This is a genomic window from Streptomyces sp. NPDC093109 (assembly GCF_040701725.1).
Lineage (GTDB): Bacteria > Actinomycetota > Actinomycetes > Streptomycetales > Streptomycetaceae > Streptomyces.
On record NZ_JBFBEZ010000025.1, the window covers coordinates 118430 to 136767 of the forward strand.

Consider the following 18338-nt stretch of genomic DNA (forward strand, 5'->3'; position numbering starts at 1 on the left):
GCGCTCCTTCCGTCCATCCGTCCCGCAAAGGAAACCCGTGTCAGATCAGCAACACCCCTCCGCCATCCTCACCCCCGCCCCCGTCGACCGGGACTGGTGGCGCCAGGCCGCGATCTACCAGGTCTACCCCCGCAGCTTCGCCGACTCCGACGGTGACGGCCTCGGTGACCTCCCGGGCATCACCTCCCGGCTGCCCTATCTCGCGCGGCTCGGCATCGACGCGATCTGGCTGAGCCCCTTCTACCCCTCCGCGCTGGCCGACGGCGGCTACGACGTGGCGGACTACCGCGATGTGGACCCCCGGCTCGGCACCCTGGACGACTTCGACGCGCTGGTGGCCGGGGCGCACGAGCGGTCCATCCGTGTCATGGTCGACATCGTGCCCAACCACACCTCCAACGACCACGTGTGGTTCCAAGAAGCGCTGGCGGCGGCCCCCGGGGGCCCCGAGCGCGACCGCTATGTCTTCCGCCAGGGCAAGGGCGACAGCGGCGAACTCCCGCCCACCGACTGGGTGTCGTGCTTCGGCGGGCCCGCCTGGAGCCGGCTGCCGGACGGCTGGTGGTACCTCCACCTCTTCGCGCCCGAGCAGCCCGACCTCAACTGGGACAACCCCGAGGTGCGCGCCGACTTCCTCACCACCCTGCGCTTCTGGTCCGACCGCGGTGTGGACGGCTTCCGGGTCGACGTCGCGCACGGACTGGCCAAGGACCTGGCGGAGCCGCTGCGCGACATCGGGCCCGTACGGAGCTACGAGCCGGCGGATCTCCCCGAGGACGGCAGCCATCCGCTCTGGGACCGCGACGAGGTGCACACCATCTTCAAGGAGTGGCGCCAGGTCTTCGACGAGTACGAGCCGCCCCGGGTCGCGGTCGCCGAGGCGTGGGTACGTGACTCGCGGCGCACCCCGTACGCGAGCGCCGAGGAGCTGGGGCAGGCGTTCAACTTCGACTTCCTGAACACCCGGCCCGACGCCTCCGCGCTGTACACGGTGATCGACAAGGAGCTGGCCGCGGCGCGGGAGTCGGGCGCGTCCGCGACCTGGGTGCTCTCCAACCACGATGTGATCCGGCACCGTACGCGCTACGCGCTGCCGGACTCCCTGGACGCCGCCGCCCGTACCGCCTGGCTGCTCGGCGACGGTCACACCCCGCCGGCCGACCTGGAGCTGGGGCTGCGCCGGGCCCGCGCCGCGACGCTGCTCATGCTGGCCCTGCCCGGCTCCTCGTATCTCTTCCAGGGCGAGGAACTGGGCCTGCCCGAGGTCGCCGACCTGCCCCACGCCGTGCTCCAGGATCCGACCTGGGAACGCAACAGCCACCGGGACAAGGGGCGCGACGGATGCAGGGTGCCCCTGCCGTGGACCCGTACGGGCCCCTCGTACGGCTTCGGTACGGGCGCCGCGCCCTGGCTGCCACAGCCGGCGGTGTTCGGCGAGCTGGCTGCCGAGGCACAGGACGGGACGCCCGGCTCCACCCTGGAGTTCTACCGCGAGGCGCTGCGGCTGCGCCGCACACTTCTGCGGGACGAGTCGCTGACCTGGCAGGGTACGGACGGGACGCGGTCCGCCGGGGTCCTCGACTTCCGCCGCGCCGGCGGCTGGCGCGTCGTGGCCAACCTCTCCGATCACCTGGCCGAACTCCCGCCGGGAACCGTCCTGTTGGCCAGCGGACCGCCGGCCGGCACACCCACGGACGCGGGCGGCGTACTGCCCGCGCACACGACCGTGTGGCTGCGCACCGAGGAGTGACCCCCGTGGGCCGCGCCCCGCGGGGCGCGGCCTGCCGTCACCAGGCGACGGGAAGCTCGTAGATGCCGTAGGCCTGCGAGTCCTCCTTGAACCTGAGCTCCGAGAAATCCGTCGCCAGCCGCAGCGTCGGGATCCGGCGGAACAGGGTACTGAAGACGACCTGGAGCTCGACGCGCGCCAGCTGCTGTCCGACACACTGATGCGGCCCCCAGCCGAACGCCACATGGTGTGACGCCTTCCGGGTCAGATCGACCTTCTCCGGCTCGGGGAACGCCTCCGGGTCCCAGTTGCCCGCCGGCAGCGACGCGATGACGCCTTCCCCGGCCCGGATCGTCTCTCCGTCGATCTCGATGTCCTCCACCACCGCCCGGCGGGCCAGGAGATGAGGGATCGTCAGATAGCGGAGCAGCTCCTCCACCGCGTTCGCCACGAGCTTCGGATCGTCGCTGTTCTCCCGCAGCAGTCCGAGCTGACCGGGGTTCTCCAGCAGCAGGGCCGTGCCCAGCGTGATCATGTTCGCGCTGGTGTCATGGCCGGCGACCAGCAGAATATGACCGAGCGGAGCCGCCTCCTCCATCAGGAGTTCCCCGGCCTTCACCCGCTCGCCGAGGTCCGAGAGAACGTCCTCGCCCGGATGGTCGATCTTGGTCTCGATCAGACCCGCGATGTACTCCCGCAGCACCCGCGTCGTCTCCGCGCCCTGTTCGGCGGTCTTGAACCGCGCGTTGGTGGCACCCGCGTGTTCCTGGAAGAACTCGTGGTCCTCGTACGGCACTCCGAGCAGTTCGCAGATCATCAGCGACGGGAGCGGCAGGGACAGCGCCTCGTTCAGATCCACCGGATTCGGCCCCGCGAGCATCTTGTCGATCAGGTCGTCGGTGATCGCCTGAATCGCCGGGCGCAGCTTCTGCATGCGAGGGCGCGTGAAGGAACTGGTCAGCATCCTGCGCCAGCGGGAGTGTTCGGCTCCGTCCGTGTTGTTGATCGACGGCTGCATCTGCGCCGCGTGCTCCTTCATCGCCTCTGTGGTGTGCGGATAGCCGGGCGCGCCGATGTTCGCGCTCAGCCGGGGATCGGAGAGCAGTTGGCGCTCGGCGGCGTGGGTCGTGGTCACCCACGGCGTCGTGCCGTCCCAAGTCTCCACCCGGACCACGGACTTGCCCGTGTCGCGCAGCGCCAGCAGTTCCGGCGGCGGAGCGAACGGGCACCCCGCCGCACGCGGCGCCGGATATTTCGGCAGACCCTCCGGCACCTCGGAATCAGCCACCTTCTCGGCCATGACCTGTACTCCTCTCATCGATGTGCGCGTCGGCTCACCCTGCCCGCGGGCCCGTGAGGCCCCGGGATCACCCGAGGTAACGTCCGCCATTGACACTGACCGTCTGCCCGGTCACGTAGGAGGCCTCCTCCGAGGCCAGATAGGCCACCGCGTGCGCGACGTCCTCGGGCAGGCCGGCCCGCTTCATCGGCATCGTGGCGGCGGCCGTCTCCACGTCGACCGGCCCCTGGCGTACCAGTGGGGTGTCGATGAAGCCGGGCGGTACGTGGTTGACGGTGACGCCCGTGGCGACGTACTCGACGGCGAGCGCCCTGGTGAGGCCGATGACACCGCCCTTGGACGCCACGTAGTGCGCCATGGAGGGCGCTCCCGTCTGCGCGGACGAGGAGGAGATGTTGATGATCCGGCCCCAGCCCGCGTCGAGCATGCCGGGCACCAGCTCCTTGGTGACCAGGAACGGTCCCTTGAGGTTGATGCCGATCATGCGGTCCCAGGCGTCCTCGGAGATGCTTGTGAACGGCTGGTACGCCGTCGTGCCCGCGTTGTTGACGAGGATCGCGACGGGGCCGAGTTCCGCGCGGGTCCGAGTGGCCGCCGCGGCCACGGCGGACGCCTCGGCGGCGTCCCCCGGTACGGCGATGGCCGTTCCGCCCGCCTCCCGTATCGCGGCAGCGGTCTTCTCGGCGCCCGGGCCGTCCAGGTCCCACACCGCGACCGCGGCACCCCGCGCGGCGAGCACGAGGGCGATGGCTTCCCCGATACCACGGCCGCCGCCGGTGACGACGGCCACCTTTCCGTGCAGTGACATGGCGTGCTCCTCGGTGTGCGTGACGCCCGCGTCACGCGGACAGGACCTCGCGTACGACGGCGCGTGCGGCCGTCGCGCGGGGGAAGCCGGCGTAGCCGGCGGTGTGATAGATGACCTCGGCGATCTCATCCTCGGTCAGTCCGTTCGTCACCGCGATACGGACATGGGTCCTCAGCTCCGCCTCGGCCCCCAGCGCGATCAGAATCCCCAGGGTCAGCAGGCTCCGGTCGCGCGGACCGAGCCCCTTCCGGGCCCACAGCGCACCCCAGACACTGGTCAGACCGATCTCGACGAGATCCTCCCCGAGACGCCCGTCCCGCAGATCGGGATCGTCGTCCGGAAACACCCCGGGCAACGCCGCCCGCATGGCTTCCAGCCCCGCGCTCCGCAGATCCGTGGATCCCTGCGCATCCTCAGCCGTCATGTGCGACTCCCTTGGCACAACACAACATCACGTATCCGCCCCGAACGACATCCCCCCGGAATCGAAAGTTAGACCCATCGGTCGGTACAATCAATCCCCGTGCAGAACATTGATCGGGCCACTCCTCTCCTCTACGCTCGCCATATTCAATCGACCGGTCGGTCGATTTAACTGATCGGGCCCCTGTCATCTGGAGGGCAGATGAGCGGAACACAACACCAGCAGTCGGATTCGGACCAGGCCGGACCGCTGGACATCGTGGTCGTGGGAGCGGGGGTCACGGGCATCTACCAGCTCTACCGGGCCCGCGAGGCCGGCTTCTCGGCGAAGCTGCTGGAGGCGGGGAGCGGTGTCGGCGGCGTCTGGTACTGGAACCGCTACCCCGAGGCCCGCTTCGACTCCGAGAGCTACAGCTACGGCTACCTCTTCTCCAAAGAGCTGTGGGAGGAGTGGGAGTGGAGCGAGCAGTACGCGGGCCAGCCGGAGATCGAGCGCTACTTCAACCACGTGGTCGACCGCTTCGGCCTGCGCGACGACATCACCTTCGACGCCCGCGTGACGTCCGCCGTCTTCGACGAGGAGACCGGCGTCTGGACCGTCACCGCCGACAACGGCAGTACGCTGCGCACCCGTTACCTCGTCGCGGCGACGGGCAACCTCTCCGTGCCGTTCATCCCCGCCATCGAGGGCCGCGAGGACTTCCGGGGCGAGCAGCACCACACCAGCCGCTGGCCGAAGACGCCCGTCGACTTCACCGGCAAGCACGTCGCCCTCATCGGCACCGGCTCCAGCGGCGTTCAGATCGTCCCGGCCATCGCCGACGGGGTCGCCTCACTGACCGTCTACCAGATGAAGGCGGACTGGGTCACCCCGCTCAACAACCGGCCCATCACGACCGGCGAACAAGCCGCGCTCAAGGGCGACTTCGAGCGGATCCGCGACACACTCGCCACCTCTCCCAGCGGTTTTCTGCACACGCTCAACCCCGTGAGCGGCACCGATGTCCCCGCACAGGAGCGCCAACAGTTCTACGAGAAGATCTGGAACGGTCCCGGCTTCACCAAACTCACCGAGCACTACCGGGACATGACCACCGATCCCGTCATCAACGGGGAGTGGTGCGACTTCATGGCCGCCAAGATCCGCACTCTCGTCAAGGACCCCGGCACCGCCGAGAAGCTCGTCCCCAAGGACGGTGGCTACGGCGCCCGCCGCCCCCCGTTCGGCACCGGCTACTACGAGGCGTACAACAAGCCCGCCGTCCGGCTCGTCTCGCTGCCCGAGGAGCCCATCCTCCGCATCACGGGTGACGCGATCGAGACCGGCGAGGGCCCGTACCCGACCGACATCATCATCTGGGGCACCGGATACGACTTCGGTACGGGCGCGCTCAACCGCCTCGGCGTCCGGCGGCGCGACGGCGTACCGCTCAAGGAGTACTGGGCCGAGGGCCCCCGCACCTACCTCGGCATCGCCACCGCCGGGTTCCCCAACTTCTTCTTCCCCGGCGGCCCGCACGGCGCCACCGGCAACAACCCCCGCTACGCCGGGGACCAGGCGGACCTCGTCCACGACATCATCGTCCACGCGCGCGATCACGGGCACAGCGTCGTGGAGGTGAAGCCGGCCGCAGAAACCGAGTGGACCGGCCTCATGAACGCCGCCGACTCGTACTCACTGTTCCAGCGCAGCAGCTACTTCTACGGTTCCAACATCCCCGGCAAGGCCGTGAGCCAGCTCCTCAACCCCGCCGGCCGCTGGAAGCTCCAGGAGCTCATCACCGAACTCCACCACAACGACTACGCGGCCTTCGACTTCACGAAGTCCCGCGCCACCGACGCCTGACCACCCGCCCTCATGGCGCGCCGGGGCCGGTCATCCGCTTGGCGAGGAACTCGCTCATACGGTCCTCTACGTCGTCGAACTGACGGCCGGCACCGGCGAAGCCGCGGAAGAGGGTCGCGCAGTAGGCCCGCGAGAGGTACTCGGCGTCCCACTCACCGTCGGGCTTGACCCACTGGTAGGTGTGGTTGTGCAGGTTGAGGAACTGCAGCGTGGCCAGTCGCGGGTCCAGCTTGCGGAACGAGCCGTCGTCCATCGCGGCGACGAGCAGCTCCTGGACGATGTTCTCGAACTCACGGCGCTGGCGCAGCAGCCGCGCGCGGTTGTCCCCGTGCAGGTTCCGGTAGTCGTGCTCGTAGACCCAGACGTGGTCGAGCCGGGCCAGGATGTTCTCCAGCAGCGTCTGTGACAGCATGCGCAGCCGCAGCACCGGTTCCTCGTCCAGGCCGGCGATCCGGTGGACGGAGGCCAGCATCGGGCGCATGACCCGGTCCTGGATCTCGACGAGGAGATTCTCCTTGGAACCGATGTAGTAGTACAGGGCGCCCCTGGCCAGCCCGGCCACGTCCCCGACCTCGGCGATGCCGGTGGCGGCGTAGCCCTTCTTCGCGAACAGCGCGGCTGCCTTGTCGATGATCTCCTGACGCTTGATCTCGTAGCCCGGCCCGTGCCCTGGTGGTCTTGGCATAGTTCGACATTTTAGACCGACCGGCCCCGGTTCAGACCGCGGCGATACGGCGCACGGTGTCCGCGATCGTGTCGCTCGACGGCAGCCACACCCGTTCCAGCGAGGGCGCGTACGGCGCGGGCACCGGGGGCGGCGCCACCCGTGCGACCGGGGCGTCCAGGTGCCAGAAGCCCTCGTCGACGGCGAGCGCGGACAGCTCGGCGCCGACACCGAAGTCGCGTACGGCCTCGTGGGCGATGACCAGGCGGTTGGTCTTGGCGAGCGAGGCGAGGACGGTCTCGCGGTCGAGCGGAGCCACCGTGCGCAGGTCGATGACCTCGACACTGATGCCCTCGGCGGCGAGCAGCTCGGCGGCGGCGAGGCAGTCCTGGACCATGCGCGACCAGGAGACCAGGGTGATGTCGGTGCCCTCGCGGACCACCGCGGCCCTTCCCAGCGGAATCAGATGGCCGGCCGGCGGACGGGGGCCCTTGAGGCCGTACTGGAGGCGGTTCTCGACGAAGACCACCGGGTTCGGGTCCTGGATGGCCGCCCGGAGCAGGCCGTAGGTGTCGGCCGGGGTGGACGGCATCACCACGGTCAGCCCGGGAATGTGCGCCAGCATGGCCTCCAGGCTCTGCGAGTGCTGGCTGCCGGAGGAGCGGCCGGCGCCGAACTGGGTGCGTACGACCAGCGGCATGGCGGCCCGGCCGCCGGTCATGAAGCGCAGCTTGGCCGCCTGGTTGAGCAGCATGTCCAGACAGACCCCGATGAAGTCCATGTACATGATCTCCACGACGGGCTTCATGCCGGCCATGGCCGCCCCGACCGCCGTGCCGATGATGGCGCTCTCGCTGATCGGGGTGTCACGGACCCGGCCGGGGAAGGCCTGGGCGAGTCCGCGGGTGAGACCGAAGACGTTGCCGCCCGCGCCGACGTCGATACCGGCCACGAACACCGTGGGATCCGAGGCGAGTTCGTGCTCCAGGGCGAGCCGTACGGCGTCCATGGAGCGGAAGACCTCGGCGCCGGCCGGCGGCGGGGCCGGTTCGGGCACGGCGGGGCTCGGGGCGCGGACGTAGTCGTACAGTGTGGCGGGGTCCGGCTCGGGCAGACTCCGCGCCCACGCGACGGCCGCCTCGATCTCCTTGTCGATCTCCTCGTCCACGGCGTCGGCCAGGGCCTCGGCCACGCCGGCCGCCGCCAGCCGGCGCCGGGCCACCAGCAGGGGGTCCCGCTCCTTGGCCTCGGCGACCTCCGCCGCGTCGCGGTAGCGCTCGGGGTCGCCCTCGTAGTGGCCGTGCCAGCGGTAGGTCTCGGCCTCCACCAGCACCGGGCCGCCGCCCTGCCGCATCCGGTCCACGACGTCGGCCATGAGACCGGCCACCGCGAGCACGTCGTTCCCGTCGACGTGCGCGTAGTCGACGCCGTATCCGGCGGCCCGGGCGGAGAGGGGGGCCCGGTGCTGCTCGGAGGCCGGGGAGAACTCGGAGTAGTGGTTGTTCTCGCAGAGGAAGACGACGGGCAGGTCCCATACGGCGGCAAGGTTGACCGCCTCGTGGAACATGCCCTGCGCGACCGCGCCGTCCCCGAAGAACGCCACCACCACATCGCCCTCGGCGCGCAGTCTGGCCGCCGTCGCCACCCCGTCGGCGATCGGCAGTCCGGCGCCGACGATGCCGTTGGCGCCGTAGATACCGAGCCCCGGGTCCGCGATGTGCATCGATCCGCCGCGGCCGTGACACGTACCGGCGTCCTTGCCCATCAGTTCGGCCATCATGGACGCGGTGTCCAGCCCCTTGGCCAGCACATGGCCGTGCCCGCGGTGGGTGGACGTGATGCCGTCGCGTGCGGTCAGGGGCCAGCACGCGCCGACGGCACTGGCCTCCTGGCCGATCGACAGGTGCAGGAACCCGGGTATCTCGGTCGCCTTGTACAGCTCCGACGCCCGCTGCTCGAACCGGCGGATACGCCGCATTCGCCGGTACATCTCAAGAAGTTGTTCCGTATGCGTGGAACCCACGCCGACCATCCGCGATGCCACCGTCATGTGCGTCCTCGCTACGCTCGCGCATCGGTAATGTACCGATTGACCTAATGAAATGGAGGAGTGCGGGCCTCAGCCCTTGCCGATCAGGGCTCTGGCGATGACATTGCGCTGGATCTCGTTGGTGCCCTCGCCGATCTCCAGGATCTTGGCGTCGGCGTAGAAACGGGAGATCGGCGACTCCCGGACATAGCCGTACCCGCCGTGGATCTGCACCGCCTGGGAGGCAGCGCGGTTGGCGACCTCGGAGGCGTACAGCTTGGCCATGGCGGCCTCCATGGCGTGCGGGCGTCCCTGGTCGGCGAGCCAGGCGGCGCGGTAGACCATCCACCGGGCGGCCTGGAGCTCGGTGCCGATGTCGGCGATCTTGTGCGCGACCGCCTGGAACGCCGACAGCGGGCGGCCGAACTGGTGGCGCTCCGTGGCGTGCTGGACCGCCAGCGCCAGCGCCGCCTTGGCCAGCGACAGACCGAGCGCGGCGACGCTGATCCGGCCCTTGTCCAGCACGGAGAGGAACTGCCGGAGACCACCGCCCTCGTCCCCGATCAGATGGTCCTCGGGAAGCCGGCAGTCGTCGAAGAACAGCTCGCGGGTGTCCATGGCGTGCCAGCCCAGCTTCCTGAACTTGCGGCCGCAGGTGTAGCCGGGGGTGCCGGTCGGGACGTAGAAGGTCGCGAACCGCTTGCGGCCGTCGTCGTCCTTGCCGGTCACGGCGAGCAGGGTGACGCCCTGGCTGATGTCGGTGCCGGCGTTGGTGATGAAGGTCTTGGTGCCGTTGATCACCCAGCCGCCGTCCGCGCGGCGGGCCGTGGTGGTGATGCCGCTCGCGTCGGAACCCGCGTCCGGTTCGGTCAGGCCGAAAGCGCCGATGGCCTCGCCGCGGGCCAGCGGGGCGAGCCAGCGCCGCTTCTGGTCCTCGGTGCCGTAGGCCAGCAGCGGCAGACTGGCGATGGTGGAGTGCGCGTTCCAGGAGGACGCCACCGACTGGTCGGCGGCGCCCAGTTCCTCCATGACGGCGACATAGGACACCAGGTCGGATCCCGCGCCGTCGTACTTCTCGGGCACCAGCATGCCCATCAGCCCCAGCTCACCGAGCTTGGTGAAGACATGGGTCGGGAACTCCTCCTTCTCCGACCACTCGGCCGCGTACGGGGTGATCTCCCCGGCCGCGAACTCCCGGACCATGTCCTGCAGCGCCCGGGTCTCCTCGGGCAGGTCGAAATCCATGTCACAGTCCCTTCGGGGTCAGCAGAACCTTGAGGTGGCGGGCCCGGTCGGCGGCCAGGTCCTCAAAGACCCCGACGCCACCGTCCAGCGGGAACCGGCCCGTGAGCAGCGCGGTGGCGTCCAGGCGCCCGGTGCTCATCAGCCCGATGGCGCGCGGGATGTCGAAGCGGTAGCCGAGCGTGCCGAGCACGGAGCGTTCGTAAAGGACGAGCTGCCCCATGTCGATCCCGGCCTGTCCCCGGCCGACGCCGGCGAGCACGACCCGGCCGCCCCGCCGTACGGTGGCCACGGCCTGCCCCGCCAGGGCGGCCACGCCTGTCGCGTCGATGACCGCGTCCGGCCCGACGCGGCCGGTACGCAGGAACACCTCCCGGCGTACGTCGGCCGTCCGCGGGTCGAAGGTCTCGGTGACGCCGAGGCCTTCGAGCAGCTCGCGGCGGCCGGCGAGCGGTTCGCTCACATAGAGTCCGGCCGCCCCGGCGACGCGCGCGGCGAGGACCACGGCGACGCCGATCGGCCCGCCGCCGACGACCAGGACGTTGTCCCCCGGTGCCACACCTGCCCGGGTCACCGCGTGGAGGCCGACGGCCAGCGGTTCGGCGAGGGCGCCCATCTCGTCGCTGACGTTGCCGGGGAGACGGGTCAGCCCGGCGAGCGGTACGGTCACACGCTCGGCGAACGCTCCGGGCGACGCCAGTCCCACGGATCCGCTCATGGGGCAGATGTGGTACTCGCCGCGGGCGCACCAGTAGCAGACACCGCACCGCCAGACGGGGTCCACGGCCACCCGGTCGCCGACGGCGATGCCGGGGACCGCGCTCCCGAGCGCCAGGACGCTCCCACTGAACTCGTGTCCCAGGGCGAGCGGCGGCGCGGCGCCGGTGAGCGGGTGCGGACCGGTGCGGATCATGTGGGGGCCTTCGAGGAACTCGTGCAGATCGGTGCCGCACACCCCGCACCAGGAGACCTCCACCACCGCCTCGTGCGGCTTCGGCTCCGGCGGGTCGGGCACCTCGTCCAGCCGCAGGTCCCGTGCACCGTGCCAGCGCAGTGCCTTCACGTCGTACGCCCCCTCGTGTCATCACGCTCTTCCTCGTGGCTGTCCGGTGCCGCGCCCTCGAACCGCGCCTTTCCCGGGCCGTGTTCGAGGAAGGAACGCAGTCCGGTGGCGGCGTCCGCGGTCCCGAAGACCCCGGTGAACAGGGAGCGCTCCAGCGCGAGACCGGTGGAGACGCCGGCGTCGCCGCCGTGGTCCACCGCCTCCTTGATCGCCTCCAGAGCCGCCGCAGGACCCTCGGCGAGCCGTCCCGCGTAGGCCAGCGCGGCGCCGTACACCGTGCCGGCCGGGACGACCTCGTCCACCAGTCCGATCCGGAGAGCCTCCTCGGCCGGCACCGTGCGGCCGGTCATCAGCAGGTTCTTCGCGCGCGCGGGGCCGAGCAGACGGGTCAGGCGCTGGGTGCCGCCGGAACCCGGGATGATCCCGAGCCTCACCTCCGGCTGGCCGAGTACGGCGTTCCCGGCGGCGACCCGGTAGTCGGCGCAGAGCGCCAGCTCCAGGCCGCCGCCGAGCGCGTAGCCGGTCACCGCGGCCACCACGGGCATCGGCAGCCGGGCGACCTCGTCGAACGTCCGTTGCAGGGCCCGGTTCCAGCCCCGTACCTCCGCCGGCCCCATCGCGGCCAGCGCCCTGATGTCCGCCCCCGCCGCGAACAGCCGCTCGCCGCCGTAGAGCACCACGGCCCGTACGTCACGGGCGTCGGCCAGCTCGCGCGCGGCGGCGGCCAGCTCCTCCCGGAGCGCGGAGTCGAACGCGTTCACCGGCGGAGCGGCCAGGCGGAGGGTGACGACCGGTCCGTCGGCCTCAAGAAGAATGCGTGGCACTCGGCCCCTCCCTTTCCCGGAAATCCCGCCCCGCACAACGGTTGTCGCCGGCACGGGGGCGCCGTAAAGTGCGGCTACAGGTTTTATAGACCAATGGGTACACGAAAACTTTGCAGCGGGCAACAGACCGGTCGGAACATTACTGGTCACCGAACGAGAGAGTCGCCGTGCACAATTTCGCGAGCATCCTCGACTATCACGCGGACCAACGGCCCGACGCCGTTGCCGTAGTGCAGGACAATCAGCGCCTGACCGTGCGCGAGCTGCACGGAAGGGTCAATCGACTCGCGGCCGGCCTGTCCGGACTGGGCGTGGGCCGCGGTGACATCGTCGGACTGCTTCTGTACAACCGGCCGGAGTTCCTGGAGCTGGTGTACGCCGTCAACCGGATCGGCGCGGTCTTCCTGCCGCTGAACTACCGGCTGTCCGAGGACGAATGGCGGTACATCCTCGGCCACGCCCGGGCCGGAGTCCTTGTCACGGAGCCGGATTTCGTCGCGGCGGCGGACCGTATCGCCACCGGACTGCCCGGCCTGGAGCACCGGATCCAGGTCGACGGCGACACACCCGGGGCGCCCGGTACACGTGGAGTACCCGGAGCACCCGGAGCACCCGAGGCACCGTGGACCGGTTACGAGGAGCTGCTGGCCCGGCACCCGGGCGCCGGGGTGGAGCCCGTGGATGTCGCACCGGACGACCTCCAGCGGCTGATGTACACGTCCGGCACCACCTCACGGCCCAAGGGCGTGTGCATCACCCATGGCAATGTGCAGGCCAAGAACCTCGCCCATATCGTCCACTTCGGCCTGACCGCGGCCGACACCACGCTCGTCTGCGGGCCGCTGTACCACGTCGGAGGGCTGGACATGCCGGCCCTCGGGGTGCTGTACGCGGGCGGGAAGGTCGTCCTCCAGCGCAGATTCGACGCTGCCGACACCCTCCACGCGATCCAGGAGCACCGGGTGACCAACCTCTGGCTCGCTCCCGCCATGGTGAACGCGGTGCTGGAAGTGCCCGGCCGCGAAACGTACGACACCACATCGGTCCGCTTCGTGCTCGGCGGCGGCGAGAAGACCCCGGAACCGGTCCTGCGGCGCGTCATGTCCGCGTTTCCGCACGCCTGGTTCGCCGATGCCTACGGACTGACCGAGACCGTCTCGGGCGACACCTTCCTCGACCGCGAACACAGCCTGTCGAAGCTCGGCTCGGTCGGCCGCCCCGTGCCGCACACCCAGGTCCGGATCGTGGACGACACCGGCCGGGAGGTCCCGGCGGGCGAGCTGGGCGAGATCACCCTGCGCGGCCCGAAGGTCTTCGCCGGGTACTGGCGCGACGAAAGGGCCACGGCCGCCGCCCTGAAGGACGGCTGGTTCCACACCGGCGACATCGGGCACACCGACGAGGACGGCTTCCTCTATGTCGACGACCGCAAGAAGGACATGATCGTCTCCGGCGGCGAGAACATCGCCACGCCCGAGGTCGAGCGCGTCCTGTACGAGCATCCCGCCGTGCTGGAGGCCGCCGTGGTCGGCCTCGCCCATCCGCGGTGGGGCGAGGTGCCCCGCGCCTTCGTGGTGTTCCGCCCCGGCGGGAGCGCCGGGGCGGCGGAACTGCGCGAGTTCTGCCGGGCCCGGCTGGCGAAGTTCAAGGTGCCCAGCCGGTTCGACATCGTCGACGAACTCCCCCGTACGCCCTCCGGGAAAGTCCTCAAGCGGAACCTCCGCGACCTGCCGACGGAGCGCCTCGTATGACCGATGCGACACACAGGGCCGGAGCGACCGGTGCGACCGGCTCGACCGGCTCGACCGGCTCGACCGGCTCGACCGGCGAACCGCGCCTCGACGGAAAGACGGCCTGGGTGACAGGTGCGGGCAAGGGCCTCGGCCGCGCCATCGCCGTCGCCCTCTCCCGGGCCGGTGCCGACCTGGCCGTGACGGCGCGCACCGCGGACGACCTGGAGAGGCTCGCGTCCGAGCTCTCCGGCCACGGCGGCAAGGTGCTGGTGCTGCCCGCCTCCGTCGCCGACTCGGCCGCGGTGGCGGTGGCGGTCGGCCGGATCACGGAGTGGACGGGCCGGCTCGACGTGGTGATCAACTGCGCCGGTGTCAGTCCCCACTTCACCCGGAGCGAGAAGGTGACCGACGAGGCCTGGCGGCAGGTCCTCGACATCAACCTCCAGGGCACCTTCTACTGCTGCCGCGAGGCCGGGAAGGTGATGCTGGCGCAGGGCTCCGGCTCCCTGGTCAACGTCTCCTCGGTGCACGCGAGCACCGGCTTCGAACGGATCGCCGCGTACGCCGCCAGCAAGGGCGGTGTGGAGGCGCTCACCAAGTCCCTCGCCGTCGAGTGGGCGGCACGGGGAGTACGCGTCAACGCGCTCGCGCCCGGCTACTTCCGTACGGACCTCAGCTCGGGGCTCCTCGACAGCCAGTGGGGCGAGCGGATCGTACGGAGCACCCCCCTGGGCCGGGTGGGCGAGGCCGACGAGCTGGGCGGCGCCGCGGTGTTCCTCGCCTCGGACGCCTCCCGCTTCGTCACGGGAACCACGCTCACGGTGGACGGGGGCTGGACCGCCCGGTGACCGCCGCGGCTCGCGTGGACATGTCGGAACTCCGGAAGACGGAACCCGGGCAGACTATGCATCATGCACATAACGTGTAGCGAACACACTACATGCATGGTGCATGAGGCATGGCAGAATGGAGGTCAGCAGCCAGAGCGGGCGGACGCCGGCCGCCGGCGCGACCCCGAGGCGGCAGAAACCCATGAACCAACCGGCGGACGAGGTCGAGTTCGAGCAGATGCTGCTGAACCGCCACACGCTGCTCAGCCAGTACGGCGGTCGCCGGAAGGGGAGCATGCTCGACCGCAGCGCCTACGTCCTGCTCAGCCGCCTCCGGGTCCAGGGGCCCATGTCGATCGGCGAGTTGAGCGAGGCCTTCGGGCTGGACGCGTCCACGCTGAACCGGCAGACCGCCGCCGCCCTGCGGGCCGGGCTGGTGGAACGGATGCCGGATCCCGCCGGGGGCATGGCGCGCAAGTTCGGCATCACCGAGGAGGGCACGCGCCGGCTGGCGGAGGAACGCGAGGGCATCGTGGACTCGCTGAAGCGGATCATGGACGGCTGGAGCGACGAGGACATGATCTCGTTCACCGTCTTCCTGCGGCGGTTCAACCACGGCATCGAACGGCTCACGGGCCGGCCCTGGCCACGCCCCGGCGAGCCTGCCGGGGCGGCCGGGGCGGCGAGCGCGGAGCCCACGGAGCACGCGGAGTGGTGCGCGGAGCACCCGGAACGCACTCCGCAGGCGCGGCACTTCCCCGCCCCCGGGGTGTAGCGCGCTACACCCCGGGCGTGGGGCCCGCTCTCCTGTGCCGCGGCGCCGCCCCACCTAGCGTGAACACATGCCCCAGGTACGAACGGCCCCGACGCTCCACGAACCGCCGGCCCACGCGTCTCTGCCGGACGTCGTGAAGGTCCGGCCCGCGCCGGAGACAGCGATCCGGCACGCGGCGGACCACTGCGTGACCGGATCGCTTCTCCTCCTCTCGCTTCCGGCCGTCCCGTTCTTGCTCGCCTACGACGGAGTGCGGCGCGGCCTGGGCCGGCCGGCCGTCGCGCTCCCGTCGCTCCTCAGGGCGGTACGGCCCGTACCGGTCACCGGCCCTGCCGCCGCGCCGTCCGCCGCACCGGCTGGTGGGCAACTCGGCGCCGCCGTAAGGGACCTGGCCGACGCGTGCCCGCTGGAGGTGGCACTCGACGTGGTCGGCGACATCGACGGCCATGACACGGCCACGGTCGGGAGCGAAGCGGCACACGTCATCCGCACCGCGGTCGAGGAGGCGCTGACCAACGCCGCCCGGCACAGCGGTTCCGGCCAGGTGTCGGTCGTACTGGAACACACCGGGGACGGAGTACGGGCCATGGTCTGGGACGACGGCCTCGGCGGCGCCGACGCGGACCGGGGCACCGGGCTGCGGCGGATCGGCGGCCTGGTCACCGCCCTGGGCGGCGTCATGGCCATCACCAGCCCGCCGGGCGGACCGACCATGGTCGCCGTGGAGGTGCCGCGCGAGGAAGGCGACCGCACGCCGCTGATTCGGGCGGCCATCGCCTAGCGTGGGCGTTATGCGGAAAACGATACGCCAGGCCGCACAGGCCACGGTTCTCCTGGCCGGGGCCGCGGCCCTGGCCTTCGGCCTGGAGCTCTTCATCACCGTCCTGCTGATCACCGCCATCGCCACACTCGCGGTCGTCGGGGCCTGGATGCTGCCCGAGACGGTGCTGCTGATCCGCCGGATCGCCGGGTTGAAGCGGCGGCTGGTGGGCGAATGGACCGGCCGCGAGATCCCCGAGGCGTACACACCGCTGACCGGCACCGTGCGCGAACGGCTCCGTGCCACCGTCCGCGACCCCGGTACGGTCACCGACCTGCGCTGGCTCGGCGCCCAGTACCTCTACAGTCCGCTGGCCCTGCTGGCGGTGCCGCTGTGGGTGCTCGGGCTGGTCGTCGACGGGGTGTGGTGCGGCGCGGCGCGCCGGAACGCGGTCGTTCTTCCGCTGATCACACGCCTCGCGGACCTGGACGCCCGCTGGTCCGAGTCCCTGCTCAGGCCCTCTCCGAAGGCCCTGCTCGCCGTACGGGTGGAAGAGCTGACGCAGACACGGGCGGGCGCGATCGCCGCGCACGGCGCCGAACTGCGGCGTATCGAGCGCGCTCTGCACGACGGAACCCAGGCCCGCCTGGTCTCCCTCTCCCTGCGGGTCGGTCTGGCCAAGCAGGCCTACGGCGACGACCCGGAGGCCGCGCGCCGCATGCTCGACGACGCGCAGGACCTGGCCGACGAGGCACTGACCGAGCTGCGGCACGTCGTACGCGGCATCCACCCGCCGATCCTCACCGACCGCGGCCTCGCCGGGGCCGTCCGCGCGCTGGCCGCCGGCAGCGGGCTCGAGACGACCGTGGAGGTGTACGGGCTGGACGACCCCGGTGTGCGGGCACCGGCCGCGGTGGAGGCGGCCACGTACTTCGTGGTGGCCGAGGCACTCACCAACGCGGCGAAACACAGCGGATCCTCGCGGGCCGATGTCCGCCTGGAGCGTCTGCGTACCGCCGTGCGGGCCGTGATCCGGGACGAGGGCCACGGCGGCGCGGACGAGGACAGGGGCACGGGACTGCTCGGCATCCGCCGCCGTGTCGCCGCGCTGGACGGCACGGTGACCGTGTCGAGCCCGGCCGGCGGACCGACCGTGATCACCATGGAGCTGCCGTGCGTGTGGTGATCACCGTTCCGGCCCACGAAGCCCACGCGGCCCACGCGGCCTACGAAGCCGCGGAACCGGGCTTCTCCTTGAACTGATGCCCGAGGAACGCGCCCGTCCACGCCATCAGGTCGGAGGGGACGTAGTAGCCCTTCTCGTCGTTGATCGCGTCCCAGTTGTTCACCACGTCCTCGACGGTGGCGACTGCGCCGCCCTCGTGTACATAGCCCGGCGTGGACGCGACGAAGAACCGGGCGAAGCGGCCGGCGCCCGCCGCGTAGACCTCGCCGCTGACCGGGCAGCTCTCGTGCGCGAGGTAGGCGACGATCGGTGAGACCGCCTCCGAGGTCATGCCCGCCTGCCGGGCGGCGACGTCCGCCGCGGCCTCGTCCTCGATACCGCCCATCCTGGTCAGCGCGGCCGGGGCGATCACATTCACCTTGATCCCGTGGGGTTCACCGGCGAGCTTCGCGCTGCGGGCCAGACCGATCACACCGCCCTTGGCCGCCGCGTACGACAGGTTGTTGTCGGTCCCGAACAGCCCGGCGGACGTCGTCAGCACCACACGCCCGTAGCCCTGCTCCAGGAAGTGCGGCCAGGCGGCCCGCGTGGTGTTGAACGAGCCGAGCAGGTGGACGGCGAGATGGCGTTCGAGGTTGTCCAGGTCGACCTCGGGCAGCCCGGCCCACCTGATGATGCCGGCGTTGTTGATGAGGATGTCCACACGGCCGAAGGCGTCGAGCGCGGTGTCGACGACGGCCCTGCCACCCGCCTCGGTGGAGACGTCGTTGTTGTCGACGACGGCCTGTCCGCCGGCCGCCACGATCGCGTCGGCCACCTTCCGCGCGGGACCGGCGTCGGTGCCGTCGCCCTCCATCGATCCGCCGAGATCGTTGACGACCACCCGCGCCCCTCGTTCGGCCAGCAGCCGGGCGTGGGCGCGTCCGATGCCCCGTCCCGCACCGGTGACGACGGCGACGCGTCCTTCGAAACTCAACTCGCTCATGGGTGACTCCTGTCGTACGGCGCTGTACCGATCCGGAATTTCGGGCCTAGGGCCTGTGTGGGGTTGTGATCTGGATCAGGGAGCGGGGCGTGGTGCGTGCGATCGCAAGGCGCCGAGAGGCCCTCGTAGCGGAGCTACTAG

The 18338-nt window shown here is 70.8% G+C and carries 16 protein-coding genes; 7 read left to right on the forward strand and 9 right to left on the reverse strand.

Going from position 1 to position 18338, the window contains the following annotated elements; translation table 11 throughout:
- Positions 1-37 precede the first annotated feature (37 nt).
- The gene (locus tag AB0389_RS23820) at positions 38-1750 is read left to right on the forward strand and encodes a glycoside hydrolase family 13 protein (RefSeq protein ID WP_366397485.1); all 1713 of its coding nucleotides are present in this window, start codon (positions 38-40) and stop codon (positions 1748-1750) included.
- Positions 1751-1787: 37 nt separating this feature from the next.
- On the opposite strand, the gene AB0389_RS23825 is transcribed toward AB0389_RS23820, so the two are convergent.
- The 3 genes from AB0389_RS23825 to AB0389_RS23835 all read right to left on the reverse strand — a co-directional run bounded on the left by AB0389_RS23825 (position 1788) and on the right by AB0389_RS23835 (position 4261).
- Entirely contained in the window at positions 1788-3029 is a 1242-nt protein-coding gene (locus tag AB0389_RS23825; protein WP_366397486.1) for a cytochrome P450, read from the reverse strand.
- Between the two features lie 67 nt (positions 3030-3096).
- On the reverse strand, positions 3097-3837 hold the full coding sequence (locus tag AB0389_RS23830; RefSeq protein ID WP_366397487.1) for an SDR family NAD(P)-dependent oxidoreductase: 741 nt from the start codon (positions 3835-3837) through the stop codon (positions 3097-3099).
- 31 nt (positions 3838-3868) lie between these two features.
- Positions 3869-4261, reverse strand: coding sequence for a carboxymuconolactone decarboxylase family protein (locus AB0389_RS23835; protein WP_366397488.1), 393 nt, complete (start codon positions 4259-4261; stop codon positions 3869-3871).
- Between the two features lie 201 nt (positions 4262-4462).
- Between AB0389_RS23835 and AB0389_RS23840 the strand changes: the two genes are divergently transcribed.
- Positions 4463-6106: an NAD(P)/FAD-dependent oxidoreductase gene (locus AB0389_RS23840; protein ID WP_366397489.1), complete on the forward strand. Its 1644-nt coding sequence runs from the start codon at positions 4463-4465 to the stop codon at positions 6104-6106.
- A gap of 10 nt (positions 6107-6116) precedes the next feature.
- On the opposite strand, the gene AB0389_RS23845 is transcribed toward AB0389_RS23840, so the two are convergent.
- From AB0389_RS23845 to AB0389_RS23865, 5 genes are all read right to left on the reverse strand, one after another.
- Positions 6117-6791: a TetR/AcrR family transcriptional regulator gene (locus tag AB0389_RS23845; RefSeq protein ID WP_366397490.1), complete on the reverse strand. Its 675-nt coding sequence runs from the start codon at positions 6789-6791 to the stop codon at positions 6117-6119.
- A gap of 31 nt (positions 6792-6822) precedes the next feature.
- Positions 6823-8748 (reverse strand): pyruvate dehydrogenase complex E1 component subunit beta, encoded by a 1926-nt coding sequence (locus tag AB0389_RS23850; protein ID WP_366397491.1) that lies wholly within the window; start codon positions 8746-8748, stop codon positions 6823-6825.
- Positions 8749-8889: 141 nt separating this feature from the next.
- On the reverse strand, positions 8890-10044 hold the full coding sequence (locus tag AB0389_RS23855) for an acyl-CoA dehydrogenase family protein (protein WP_366397492.1): 1155 nt from the start codon (positions 10042-10044) through the stop codon (positions 8890-8892).
- A 1-nt stretch (position 10045) separates the two neighbouring features.
- Entirely contained in the window at positions 10046-11104 is a 1059-nt protein-coding gene (locus tag AB0389_RS23860; protein WP_366397493.1) for an alcohol dehydrogenase catalytic domain-containing protein, read from the reverse strand.
- A complete protein-coding gene (locus AB0389_RS23865; protein ID WP_366397494.1) occupies positions 11101-11928 on the reverse strand; it encodes an enoyl-CoA hydratase-related protein in 828 nt (275 codons plus the stop codon). The genes AB0389_RS23860 and AB0389_RS23865 overlap by 4 nt, the downstream gene beginning before the upstream one ends.
- A gap of 167 nt (positions 11929-12095) precedes the next feature.
- On the opposite strand from AB0389_RS23865, the gene AB0389_RS23870 reads away from it, so the two are divergent.
- The 5 genes from AB0389_RS23870 to AB0389_RS23890 all read left to right on the forward strand — a co-directional run bounded on the left by AB0389_RS23870 (position 12096) and on the right by AB0389_RS23890 (position 17212).
- Entirely contained in the window at positions 12096-13679 is a 1584-nt protein-coding gene (locus AB0389_RS23870; RefSeq protein ID WP_366397495.1) for a long-chain fatty acid--CoA ligase, read from the forward strand.
- Positions 13676-14509 carry a glucose 1-dehydrogenase gene (locus tag AB0389_RS23875; RefSeq protein WP_366397496.1) on the forward strand — a complete coding sequence of 278 codons (834 nt, stop codon included), beginning with the start codon at positions 13676-13678 and terminating at the stop codon, positions 14507-14509. Before AB0389_RS23870 ends, AB0389_RS23875 begins: the two co-directional genes overlap by 4 nt.
- Positions 14510-14693: 184 nt before the next feature.
- On the forward strand, positions 14694-15266 hold the full coding sequence (locus tag AB0389_RS23880) for a MarR family transcriptional regulator (RefSeq protein ID WP_366397497.1): 573 nt from the start codon (positions 14694-14696) through the stop codon (positions 15264-15266).
- 67 nt (positions 15267-15333) lie between these two features.
- Positions 15334-16047, forward strand: coding sequence for an ATP-binding protein (locus AB0389_RS23885; protein ID WP_366397498.1), 714 nt, complete (start codon positions 15334-15336; stop codon positions 16045-16047).
- Positions 16048-16057: 10 nt separating this feature from the next.
- Positions 16058-17212 carry a histidine kinase gene (locus AB0389_RS23890; protein ID WP_366397499.1) on the forward strand — a complete coding sequence of 385 codons (1155 nt, stop codon included), beginning with the start codon at positions 16058-16060 and terminating at the stop codon, positions 17210-17212.
- A 40-nt stretch (positions 17213-17252) separates the two neighbouring features.
- Here the strand turns inward: AB0389_RS23890 and AB0389_RS23895 are convergent, their stop codons facing one another.
- A complete protein-coding gene (locus AB0389_RS23895) occupies positions 17253-18197 on the reverse strand; it encodes an SDR family NAD(P)-dependent oxidoreductase (protein ID WP_366397500.1) in 945 nt (314 codons plus the stop codon).
- Between the last annotated feature and the right edge of the window lie 141 nt (positions 18198-18338).